Origin of the sequence: Corynebacterium sp. HMSC072A04 (assembly GCF_001809235.1) — a bacterium.
Taxonomy (GTDB): domain Bacteria; phylum Actinomycetota; class Actinomycetes; order Mycobacteriales; family Mycobacteriaceae; genus Corynebacterium; species Corynebacterium hiratae.
On record NZ_KV796732.1, the window covers coordinates 1 to 11,129 of the forward strand.

Genomic DNA, 11,129 nt, shown 5'->3' on the forward strand with positions numbered 1-11,129 from the left:
TACGTGTCCACGATTTGCGGGCAACCCCATACTGAATGCCTCACTTTTTCAGGGGTTAGGGGTCTAAATGTGTGACAAAAAGAAGGTACAGGAGCAAATGGGAAAAATTCTATTGGGCATCTCTATCGGTCTACTAGCGGGAGGAATCATTGCTTTTGTAGCGCTCTCCTATATTGACCTCACCGCGCCATTCTCCTGGGTAGTTTTCTTTTTCTCGGCGACCATCGTGGGAGCTATCGTCGACATGATTCTGCGGACAAAGAAACGCGAAGAAAACACTTCTGCCCCAGACAGTGATATCCACCCTTGATATCGCCCGCCATACAGGCCGAAGCCCAAGGCCCAAGAAGGGGCGGGCTGGCTTCTAAAACATAAAAAGTCCGGCACTCCAGAGCTAAGAACTGGAGTGCCGGCTGTGGCGGTGGCGGCGGGGTTTGAACCCGCGGTTGGGGGTTACCCAACAATCGCTTTCGAGGCGATCACCTTCGGCCGCTCGGACACGCCACCGCGTTCCAGATTACGGGAGTCATCCCGAGCGACAAAATCGCTGCCCACACCACGCGGCGCGGACAGCGATTCAGCTAGATGAGGCTAGGAATTAGTCCTTGAGGTTTCCGATGACCTCGTTGGCCTTATCCTTGACGCCCTCAACGGCGTCGGAAGCCTTCTGCTTTGCCTCAGAGGTAACCTGGTCGGCCTTGCCCTCGTTCTCCAGCTTCTCGTTATCGGTCAAGCCGCCAGCGGCTTCCTTAGCCTTGCCAACGAACTCGTCCTTCTTGTTCTCAAAATCACCCATGATTTTCTCCTTACTCTCTACTTCTCTCACGTGGACCACCCAGCCTACACGCGAATCGGAAGGTGGCTCCGGGGCCACTAACCATTTCAAGGGCTAAGCGCCGCTGCCGCGCAGACCCCCGAAGAAGCCCGTGAGCAGCTCCGCGCATTCTTCCTCCAGCACACCGCCGCGTACCTCGGGAACGTGGAGGGCGCCCGGGGCGCGCAATACCTCCACCAGCGAGCCGCACGCCCCCGTCTTCGGCTCAAAGGCCCCGAAGACCACCGAAGACACCCGGGAAGCCTGAATCGCGCCCGCACACATCGCGCAGGGTTCCAAGGTGACAACCAGCTCGCAGCCTTCCAGACGCCAGCCATCGCCATGCACGCGTACCGCCTGGCGGATAGCTTCCACCTCTGCGTGCGCGGTGGGATCATTCAGCTGCTCGCGGCGGTTAACGCCGGTGGCGAGTTCGTTGCCGGAGGCGTCGTAAAGCACGGCACCCACAGGGATATCCCCCGCCGGCGTGGTGCGCGCAACCTCCAGGGCGCGGCGCATGCGGGCCTCTGCGCGCACCAGCCCCGCTGCTGGTTTAAGAGTCATCCGAGTCGAGGCCGTCGATGAAATCCTCCAGCTCATCGCCAAAGCCCAGCTCGCCGGCGATGCGCAGGAGCATATCGGAAGGCCAGTCCTCATCGTTATCGATGATGTAGCCCACCTGGTCCTCATCGAGGCCGAGGTCCGCGAAGATATCGAAATCGCCGTCACCGTACGGGTCGGCGTCCTCCCACTCGTCTTCGTCTAAATCCGGGATCTCGAGATCGCGCAGGTCCAGGAAATCCGCGGCGAAGTCGTCCTCGGAGGCGTAGGTGGCGTCGGAAAGCAGCATGCGCACATCCCCCGGCACCGGGCGCACGACGACGAAATAGTCATCCTCCACGCACAGCAGCGCGAATGCCGCCCCCTCGGAACGCAGGTTGCGCACCGCTTTGATGGAGGTGTTGACGTCGGTGAAGTCATCCTTGAAAGGGCGAATCACCCAGCCGCCTTCGGCACTGGCAACGGTGATGGCAAAGGACAGATCGTCGTGGCTCATACCTCGTCAGATTAGTCGGGTTGTGCCACAATTGTCACCGTGAGTTCTCAAGATGTTCAACGCCCCGTCTGCATTATCGGCCTCGGTCTCATTGGAGGTTCCCTCCTGCGTGACCTAGCTGCTGCACACCATTCCGTGTACGGCTATAACCACTCCACTTCTGGTGCCCGAACGGCCATTAAGCAGGGCTACGACGTCACCGATGATCTGCCGGCCATCCTGCGGCGCGCCGAGGAGGACAATGCGCTTATTGTCATCGCGGTGCCCATGGATGCGGTTGCCTCGGTCCTCGACGCCATCCAGGAACACGCCCCGAGCTGCGGGTTGACGGATGTCGTCTCGGTCAAGACCGAGGTGCGCCAGCTCATTGTGGAGCGCAACATGGAGTCGCGCTATGTGGGCGGCCACCCCATGGCCGGCACCTCCAAGTCCGGCTGGGAGAACTCCCACACCGGGCTGTTCAACCGCGCTGCCTGGGTTATCACCTATGACTATGCCGCCGAGTGCGAGGCCCGCGGCGAGCGCATCCCCGCCGAGTGGGAGAACATTTTTGCGGACGTGGTCCGCATGACCCAGATGGTTCACGCGGAGGCGGTTCCGGTGCGCGTGGCGAACCACGATGCCGCGGTTGCCCGCATTTCGCACTTGCCGCACGTGCTGGCGGAGACCCTCGCGGTGGTCGGCGATAATGGCGGCATTCTGGCGCAGTCCCTCGCGGCCGGCTCCTTCAAGGACGGCACCCGCGTGGCGGGCACTCGCCCGGATCTGGTTCGCCAGATGTGCGAGACCAATGCACCGGCACTGGTCCAGGCCCTCGACGAGGCTCTTGAGTTGCTGCAGGATGCGCGCGAATCGCTGGCCTCGGATAAGCCTTCCATCGCCGCGCTTGCCGACGCTGGCTTCCGCGCCCGCACCCGCATCGAAGCCCGATCCGGTGCTCGAAAGGAATCGGTCTCCCCGGTGAAGATTTCTTCCCGCCCGGTCTTGCGGCTGCACCCGGGTGCGCCGAACTGGGTGGCGCAGCTGCGCCAGACGGAGTCTTTGGGCGGGCGCATCGAAATCTTCTAGCCCGCTGGTCGGCTTCTAGGCCTGGCTTTCTTTCCTAGCAGGCGGTTCTCAACGGGTTCCCCTCACCTGGTTCCAGTCAAAAGGTTTCTTTGCCCCCAAACGAACCTTCTACCTGGTTAAAGATGGTTTACTTGCCTCCAAGGGAACCTTTTGACTAATGACTTCTGAGTGGAACCTTTTGCGTGCTGCTGGGCATGGGGCAGTTTCCAAAAGGCGTCTTGCAAATGGCATTTTGCAGATGGCATCTGTCAAAAGGCGTTTTCTCGCCTGAAAACGCCTTTTGGGGCGTGCAGATGGCGTTTTCAGCCCCAAAGATGCCTTTTAGTGGATGTCTTTTGTGGGGCGCCATTTGGCGACGGTTTGTGGGGTGCCATCTAGCGACCGACCGTGGAGGAGCGTGCGTGGTGGCGGGCGGGCGGCGTAGTGCGGTGGCGTGGGGCGGTGCGGGACGCTTAGTCGCGGAAGGTGTCGTCGCGACGTTTGCGGGCTTGGGACTCATCGCGCGTGATGCCGAGCAGCGGGTAGCCAGCAAGGCCCGCCGCTAGGCCCACCGGCAACATCCAGAGCATGCCGGAAGCCAACCACAAGACCACGCCGAGGATGGCACCAGCGATCAGACACGGAACGAGTTTCTCCTTCATGGAGATTCAGCCTAGTTGGTACTCCGCGCGGCGACAGACTTGCGGTTGAGCAGGCGCGAAGCGATGGCAATCACGATCAGGCCCACCACCCCGGTCACGCCGGCCGTTAGAGCGACGGGCGCACTGACCTGCATCGTTGCCGGCGGCGCCGGGGAGTTATCGGCGTTGAGGACGCCGTCGGTATCGCGGCCGCTGGTGACGTCCTCGATCCAATCGCGGACCTCGACCACCGACGTAATCGCCGCGGTCGGGGAAGGCAGATCCGGGTCCGCATTCGACGTTCCAGCCGTGGCCACGCCGACGAGGCGACCGTCGACGAAGAACGGTCCGCCTGAGTCGCCACCTTGCATGCCCTCACCATTAAGGGACTTCACGTCCATGATGGCAGCGGCAATCATCGGGCCCACTCCCCCAAGCTCACCAGCTGGGATGCTTTCCGCGCCGTCGGGTCCAACGGCGATCTCTGGCATGTCGCCGCCCTTCATCACCTGGGGCGCGTCGGATGCGTCGGGGGCGGGAGCGACCATTCCACCGGGGGCAGGCACAGCCATGTCGCCAGGAGCCATGGCCCCGGAATCGCCCGGCGCCACCGGTGTCATCTTCTCACCGGACTCGTCTGGGCTCGCCGGCGGGGTGCCGCCGGATAGCAATTCACCTACTTCCATCTCAGCCATCGGCAGCTGGCCTTTGCGGGCCATGCGGGAGCTGCTGCTCCAGCCGTAGAAGTGGCCTTTCTCACCAGCGGTAGGAACAGCGTCCGCGAGCTTGGCGGGCTTAACGCCCTTGACGGGCTCGGTCAGGTGCATGAGGCCGGCGTCGATAGTCGGCGAAACAGCCCAGGAGTCCACGTCATAGACACGGGTGTCCTTGCCCTGGCCAAAACGTGCCTGCGAGCCCTCGTTGTTGACGGACTCCAAGCAGTGGCGGGCGGTCAGCACCCACTGCTCAGCCACCAGCGTGCCGGTGCAATCACCGAAGCTTCCGATCTTGCCCATGCGCAGCGCAGCCACGGCAGCGCTTTCCTCCGACTGGGGAGCGGGCTGTGCAAATTCCAAGGCCATGGCCGGTGCAGCGCCCAGCCCCACGACCACAGAGCTGGCCAGAACAGCAGTTATCTTTCGTGCCGTCATTACGCGGCCACCTCCTTGATTGCCCAAGCCACGACCCTCTCGGCCGGACCCTTTCCACAGAACTTCTTCCACAGCGCGCTCAACAGAAGGAACGCGAGCACAAAGCCCAGTGCCGCTGTGGTGTTGTGCAGCGAAACGTTCGCCTGCCAATAACGAGCGGTGAGAATGTGCAGGATATAGATTGTCAACGACATCGAGCCCAATGCCGCGAAGGGGAAAGCCAAGCGTGGCAACTGACGGCCGATAATCAGGCACAGGTGCAACACCACCGCGGTGACTGCCACGGAGAGAAGGATTTCACCAAGCACACCCGTATGTCCGGTAAAGCGCAGCCAGCCGGCAATATCCGGGTTGAAGCGCTGCCACAGGCCGATGCCGGTAACGACGGCGGCTACCGCGGTCACAACAGCTTGGATGCGGGTGGGGCGGGTGAGGTAGACGTCGTAAAGCAGCATGCCTGCCACCATGTACGCCAGGAATGCCACGAGGGGATAGACCTGCGGGAGGGTGTACGGCGCGTAGAGCACCGTGGCGCCCGCGGTGGCCAGCGCGAAGAGCAGGACCTTCCACACAGTGGCGAGCGGCGGCACCCAAGCGGTGAGAGCCATGGCCGCGCCCATCACGACGAGCACCACCTGAATCTCACCGCCGACGGGCAACAGCGCCACGCCGATGAGCATGACTATCAGGCCACGGGCGACCAGCTTGAGGAAGACCCGCAGCGAATAGTCGCGGGCAAGGATCATCATCGTGGTACCTGCAATGATGGCAAAGCCCGCCGCCGGCAGCCCGGAGAGCACCACTTTGGCGCTCCACACCAGGTTGGCCATGTGCAAAATAATCATCCCGATGATGGCCAAGGAACGAGCAATATCGAGGCCCACTATTCGGGCGCGCGCTGACACCTATTCATCTCCTTGCAGTTGAAAACGTTTAAAGACCGACCAGTGGCTCTGGCCGGTCTTCTTATTTGTGTGCGTTTTCAGCTCTGCATTTCACTCAGCGCTGCGTGATATACGTCTCAGCGGGTGAGCGTGATAGCTTTGCCATCGCGCACGAGGTAAATGCGCTCAGGGGTTGCGGAGGCATCGGGGTCCACCATCACCGTTACTGGACCTGCAAGAAGTTTCATGATGGCCCCGTCAGGTTGCGTGCCAAAGCAGATTTTGTCCAACCTCAAATCCCGAGTGATTTCTAGCTGACCATCTCCGCTGCTCTCAAAGTGGAAACTGAGGATATCGCAGGAGAACTGCACGACCCGATCCCTAAAGTTCACGCGAAAGGAATCCGGCTGCTGCGCGGACTCCCACTCGGAATTCACCACGAACTCCATCTGCTGCGCATTGGCGGTGACCAGGCCTGCGGGCACGCCAGTAACAATGTTGCGCTGCGAGGATCCAACTTCCGCTATGCCCGAGCTCCCCGGCAGCTCCGAGGAGCCGGCAAAAGAGAAGAGGGAGGAAATGAAAAGCAGGATAGCGGAGAGAATCGCTTGAATCATGGGCACCATTATATCCGCCCCAACCGACCAACCATTGGCTCTGGCCGGCATTCTTACTTGTGCGCGTTTTCAGCGCTGCGCGATATGCGTCTCAGCGGCTAAGGGCGATGGCTTTCTCATCGCGCACGAGGTAAATACGCTCAGGTGTTGCGGAGGCATCCGAGTCCACCATTACCTTCGCCGGTTCTGACAGGAACATGATGAAGGGAAGGTCAACCTTTCCTCCAGAGCAGGCCTTATCCGTCAACATGCTGAGCTCCACGCCGCCATCAACCAAGGTGAAGTCACCGCCGTTACAGGGCAACCACACCCTCTGGTCCTGGAAATTCAAGGAGAAATCCTCTGGGCTCGCCGCAGACTCCCACCTGAAAGCAGTGATATGTTCCATCTGCTCATCGTTTGCTTCAACCAGTCCCCCGGGTGCGTCCGTGATGATGCCGTGCTGGGCGACGTTTAGCCCCCACGCCTCCGAGCTCCCCGCCAGCTCCGAGGAGCCCGCGTTAGAAAACAGCGAGGAGATGAATAGCAGAATGGCGGTGAGAATCGCTTTGATCATATTTCAGAACACTACCGGGTTTGCCCAACCCGCGGAGTAGAAAACGAGAAAAGCCGCCCGAAGGCGGCTGAGATTTGGTGCGCCCGGAGGGATTCGAACCCCCAACCTTCTGATCCGTAGTCAGATGCTCTATCCGTTGAGCTACGGGCGCAGTCCGTTGGTTCGCAGTGCTTAACGCCGGAGCGTGTGTGCTCTGCTGTGCAACGAGGAATAACTATACCCACACTCCAGAAAACTAACAAATCCCGATGTCAATGCATGTTTTCAACCCAAGAAATGAGCATAGAAATTCACCCCGTGTTCACCTTAAGAAGGGGCTAGACGAGGGCGGCCACTTCGGCGTCGGAAAGCACGGCGTCACGGAAGGACTGAAGCGTGGACTCGTGGTCGAAGTCGATGCCAATGAGCACTAGTTCTGTGCCGGGAGTGACGCCGTTGGCAGCCCACAAGGAGGCCGGCATGATCTGCAGGTTGGGACCAGCCTGTTGCCAGGCGTGGGCCACGCGCAGATCGGTATCAATCCAGCAATAGCCCTTCGAGCGCACCAGGCCTGTGCTGGCACGCAAGGCCTTGAGCAGGCGCTCGCGGTTGAAAGGACGGTCAGCGCGGAAGACCACCGAAGAGATGCCATACTCTTCGGTTTCGGGGGCGTGCGGGTTCGCCAGCTCCTCGGCGTAGCCGTGGTAGGTCGCGGCGGTGGCGGCGTCGTAAAGGTGGGCGTCGAGAACCAGCGCGGGATCGATGACCCCGTTGGTCACCGGCACGACGCGGGCGCGGGGGTTCATGGCACGCACGGTGGCGATGACGCGCTCGGTTTCGGCGACCTCCACCAGGTCCGTCTTGGTGATGAGGATGAGATCGGCGAACTCGACTTGATCCACGAAGAGATCGGCGATGGTGCGGTCGTCGTCAGGCGTGGCCTCGATATTCTCGGAGACCAGGCTGCGGCCGCGGCGCAATTGAGAAAGGAACGTAGAGGCGTCCACGAGGGAGACCATGGTGTCGATAGGGGCGACGTCGGCAAGCGTGGTGCCGTCCCCGAACTCCCACTCGAAAGTGGCGGCAACGGGCATGGGCTCAGAAATGCCGGTGGACTCGATGACTATCTGGTCGAAGCGGCCGGAACGAGCCAGCTTGCCGACGGACTCAATCAAGTCCTCGCGCAACGTGCAGCAAATGCAGCCATTGGAGAGTTCAACGAAGCGGTCTTCGCCGCGTTCAAGATGGCCCTCGCCGGCGACGAGGGCGGCATCGATGTTGACCTCGGAGAAGTCATTGACAACAACCGCCAGCTTGCGCCCCTCACGGTTAGCAAGCAGGTGGTTGAGAAGGGTGGTCTTTCCGCTGCCTAAGAATCCGGACAGCACAGTAACGGGTGTAGCCATCCCGTAATGATAACGTTTTTCATTATCGGTAGGCTACAGGACCAACCCAAAGACCGGAACGGCAAGCAAGTAAACGGTGATGGTGATGAGCACGCAGCCAATCAGGTTGAGGCCGATGCCGCCCTTGATCATGTCGCCAATCTTGACGTAGCCGGAGCCATAGGCGATAGCGTTCGGCGGGGTCGCCACCGGCAGCATGAAGGCACAGGTTGCGGCCAGCGCCACCGGGATGGTGAGCAGCAGGACGTTGATGTCGCCATTCTCGGTCAGGCCGATGCCCACGGCCACACCGCCCATAATCGGCAGGAAGGTCGCAGCCGTTGCGGTGTTGGAGGTGATCTCCGTCAGGAAGAGCACGAGCAGTGCCACCGAAGCGATCAGCAGGATGGTCGGCAGACCACCCAGCCCCTTGGCCATCTCACCAATCCACAGAGACAGGCCGGACTTGTTGAACATCGAAGACAGGGACAGGCCACCACCGAAGAGCAGGAGCACATCCCACGGCATTTCATTTGCAGTCTTCCAGTCCAGAAGGCGCACACCGGTCTTGGCATCAGCCGGGATAGTAAACAGCAGCAGACCAGCAGCGATACCCACGATGGCATCGTCGTAGTTCGACTCCTTGCCCACCAGGAGGGGGATAATCACCCAAGCCAGGGCCGCACCCAGGAAGATAATGCCCGTCATGATCTGCGGGCCGGTCCATGGGCCAAGCTTTTCAATCTCGGAATCAATGAGCTCGCGGCCGCCTGGAATCTTGTCCATCTCCGGCTTGAACACGGTGATCAGCATGAACCAGGCAATGAACAGGAAGATGAATGCCAGCGGCATGCCCACCATCATCCACTTGCCAAAGCCGAGGACGATGCCGTGAGTTTCCTTCATGTAGCCCGACAGCAGGGTGTTCGGCGGGGTGCCGATGAGGGTGCCGAGCGAGCCAATCGACGCCGCGTAGGCGATACCCAGCATGAGAGCGGTGGCGAACTTCTTCTGGTTAGCCATGCCACCGACGGCGTCGGCAGTCAGCGAAAGCACCGAAATACCAATCGGCAGCATGACCACTGCGGTAGCGGTGTTGGACACCCACATGGACAAGAAGCCGGTGGCCAGCATGAAGCCGAGGATCAGCTGCTTCGGCGAGGTACCAACGACCTTCACCACGAACAGCGCCATGCGGCGGTGCAAGTTCCAGCGTTGCAGAGCCAAAGCGATGAGGAAGCCACCCATGAACAAGAAAATCGTAGACGAGGCATAGGGCGCACCCACATCCTTGATGCTGCCCACACCGGCCAGCGGGAAGATAACCAGCGGCAAAAGCGCGGTGGCGGCCAGTGGGATAGCCTCCGTCATCCACCACACGCCCATGAGAATGGTCACGGCCGCTACGGCGCGCAGCGCGCTCTGGGTGTATTCGGTGTCTTCCTTAGCGCCGGGTGATTCCAGCACCGTTTCTACGGCGTTGCTGGGAAAGAGAAACCACACAAGAGCGGCCAAAACGAGACCGAGGATGAGGCCAATGGCCATGCGGCGCCATTCGCGCGTATCGACGCCGCGGTCGTCTTCACCTTCTGTGTGTGCGGTTGAGACGTGAGTTTGTGGGGTAGTCATGTGCCCCCTCCTTTTCCTGGTTAACCAGCCCCCATTCAGCTGAGAGAGTTATTGAGATCACTGAATGGGCCTACACGTTCAGGCTATCGAGACCACAGACAGCCAACAAACACTTTCGCCCCATTACCCCCACTAAAGCCACAGATTCACCCCTGTTAGCAAAATCTTTTGCAGATTGGCTGCAAAGAATGCTCACCAATGTGTGGGCATTCCTTACTCAATTCCCCGCCTCCGTAGATCCCCAGACCTCGATCCCGCAACCTGCAGGTGGGCGTCGCCAAGCGCTTGCCGACGCCCCACCACCCACCCGGGAGTTTCGGGATCGAGGTCTGGGGGTTTAGCGCTGCGTACCGCTCGCCGCGCGCGATCCACGCCAATGCGCTACAAGTAAGCCATGAACAACCTAGGCATCTTTCACTACATAGACACCCACATAGTCGATCTGCGCACGCTCACCAACGACGACCCCCGATGGGGCAAAATTCACGCGAGGAAATTCCATAAGCTCGCGTGGTGCTATGCCATTCCCCTGCACCGATGGCTGCACTTGAAACCCTGGGAGCGAGAAACCGCAGAGGTCTATGCCCATGCGCGTGCCGCACCGCGGGCAACTCTCCTGGGCAAAGCGGCGGCTCGCATCCACGGCATCCCTACGCTCACAACGCCGAGCGAGTATTTCGCGACAGTCCCCTCCAACTCCGTTCCCCAAAAATCCAAGCGCCAATACTTCCGCTACAAGCAAACGAAACTCAACAATCAAGTCACAGAAGTCCACGGCATCCGGGTCACTTCTCTCGCGCGTACGGCGATTGATATCGCACGATTCGATGGATTCGTCGAAGGACTCGTCGCCGCAGACTACGTAAGGTCACGACGGGTATCAAAGGACACTCTCAACTGGGTACTCGGCGACATGGGCCGCGTGAAAGGAGTCGCGGATGCACGCCGGGCCGTGGAACATAGCGTCAACAGCTCCGAATCTCCCTGGGAGTCCTACGCGCGGGCGCTCATCCTTGACGCGGACCTTCCGGCGGTTCGCAGCCTGCGCGCCCAATACCGAGTCAATCAGTACTACGCCGACCTCGCGATCAATGACTGGCTCCTCATTGAGATCGACGGCAACGTGAAATACGAGAACGAGCTGGATGAGGTGATTCGGGCCGAGCACCAACGCCAAAAGGCACTCCTCAACCAGGGCTTTGTCGTCTTACGTTTCTCTCCCCAAGAATTGCGCGATGCTCCAGAAGACTTCATCAACAACATCGCGCGGCACTTAGCTGCGGGGCCTAGGAACCTTCGCTAGATCCCCAGACCTCGATCCCGCAACTCCCTGGTGGGCGGTGGGGCGTCGGCAAGCGCTTGGCGACGC

General features: G+C 60.5%; 13 protein-coding genes and 2 tRNA genes. 3 read left to right on the forward strand and 12 right to left on the reverse strand.

The window, feature by feature from the left end; genetic code table 11:
• The first annotated feature begins 97 nt into the window (after positions 1-97).
• A complete protein-coding gene (locus HMPREF2565_RS01190; protein ID WP_128081865.1) occupies positions 98-310 on the forward strand; it encodes a hypothetical protein in 213 nt (70 codons plus the stop codon).
• A gap of 106 nt (positions 311-416) precedes the next feature.
• On the opposite strand, the gene HMPREF2565_RS01195 is transcribed toward HMPREF2565_RS01190, so the two are convergent.
• From HMPREF2565_RS01195 to HMPREF2565_RS01210, 4 genes are all read right to left on the reverse strand, one after another.
• Positions 417-507: transfer RNA gene (locus HMPREF2565_RS01195), tRNA-Ser, on the reverse strand.
• A gap of 91 nt (positions 508-598) precedes the next feature.
• A complete protein-coding gene (locus HMPREF2565_RS01200; protein WP_046648854.1) occupies positions 599-796 on the reverse strand; it encodes a CsbD family protein in 198 nt (65 codons plus the stop codon).
• Between the two features lie 93 nt (positions 797-889).
• Positions 890-1,333 carry a nucleoside deaminase gene (locus HMPREF2565_RS01205; RefSeq protein WP_046648879.1) on the reverse strand — a complete coding sequence of 148 codons (444 nt, stop codon included), beginning with the start codon at positions 1,331-1,333 and terminating at the stop codon, positions 890-892.
• 34 nt (positions 1,334-1,367) lie between these two features.
• Positions 1,368-1,871 (reverse strand): tRNA adenosine deaminase-associated protein, encoded by a 504-nt coding sequence (locus HMPREF2565_RS01210; RefSeq protein ID WP_046648855.1) that lies wholly within the window; start codon positions 1,869-1,871, stop codon positions 1,368-1,370.
• A 39-nt stretch (positions 1,872-1,910) separates the two neighbouring features.
• Here HMPREF2565_RS01210 and HMPREF2565_RS01215 point away from each other — a divergent pair, with 39 nt between their 5' ends.
• A complete protein-coding gene (locus tag HMPREF2565_RS01215; RefSeq protein ID WP_070510771.1) occupies positions 1,911-2,939 on the forward strand; it encodes a prephenate dehydrogenase in 1,029 nt (342 codons plus the stop codon).
• Between the two features lie 452 nt (positions 2,940-3,391).
• Here HMPREF2565_RS01215 and HMPREF2565_RS01220 read toward each other — a convergent pair whose 3' ends face one another.
• The 8 genes from HMPREF2565_RS01220 to HMPREF2565_RS01255 all read right to left on the reverse strand — a co-directional run bounded on the left by HMPREF2565_RS01220 (position 3,392) and on the right by HMPREF2565_RS01255 (position 9,760).
• On the reverse strand, positions 3,392-3,580 hold the full coding sequence (locus HMPREF2565_RS01220; RefSeq protein WP_046648858.1) for a hypothetical protein: 189 nt from the start codon (positions 3,578-3,580) through the stop codon (positions 3,392-3,394).
• An 11-nt stretch (positions 3,581-3,591) separates the two neighbouring features.
• A complete protein-coding gene (locus HMPREF2565_RS01225) occupies positions 3,592-4,710 on the reverse strand; it encodes a trypsin-like serine protease (RefSeq protein ID WP_070546950.1) in 1,119 nt (372 codons plus the stop codon).
• Entirely contained in the window at positions 4,710-5,615 is a 906-nt protein-coding gene (locus HMPREF2565_RS01230) for a DUF418 domain-containing protein (protein WP_071406745.1), read from the reverse strand. Before HMPREF2565_RS01230 ends, HMPREF2565_RS01225 begins: the two co-directional genes overlap by 1 nt.
• Before the next feature lie 116 nt (positions 5,616-5,731).
• A complete protein-coding gene (locus HMPREF2565_RS01235; RefSeq protein ID WP_071406746.1) occupies positions 5,732-6,211 on the reverse strand; it encodes a hypothetical protein in 480 nt (159 codons plus the stop codon).
• A gap of 91 nt (positions 6,212-6,302) precedes the next feature.
• Entirely contained in the window at positions 6,303-6,767 is a 465-nt protein-coding gene (locus HMPREF2565_RS01240; RefSeq protein WP_049157766.1) for a hypothetical protein, read from the reverse strand.
• Positions 6,768-6,842: 75 nt separating this feature from the next.
• A tRNA-Arg gene (locus tag HMPREF2565_RS01245) sits at positions 6,843-6,918 on the reverse strand.
• 166 nt (positions 6,919-7,084) lie between these two features.
• Positions 7,085-8,152, reverse strand: coding sequence for a GTP-binding protein (locus HMPREF2565_RS01250; RefSeq protein ID WP_071406747.1), 1,068 nt, complete (start codon positions 8,150-8,152; stop codon positions 7,085-7,087).
• Between the two features lie 33 nt (positions 8,153-8,185).
• Complete coding sequence (locus HMPREF2565_RS01255) at positions 8,186-9,760, reverse strand: SLC13 family permease (protein WP_071406748.1); 1,575 nt, start codon at positions 9,758-9,760, stop codon at positions 8,186-8,188.
• 394 nt (positions 9,761-10,154) lie between these two features.
• Here HMPREF2565_RS01255 and HMPREF2565_RS01260 point away from each other — a divergent pair, with 394 nt between their 5' ends.
• Positions 10,155-11,063 (forward strand): DUF559 domain-containing protein, encoded by a 909-nt coding sequence (locus tag HMPREF2565_RS01260; RefSeq protein ID WP_071406749.1) that lies wholly within the window; start codon positions 10,155-10,157, stop codon positions 11,061-11,063.
• Positions 11,064-11,129: the final 66 nt, after the last annotated feature.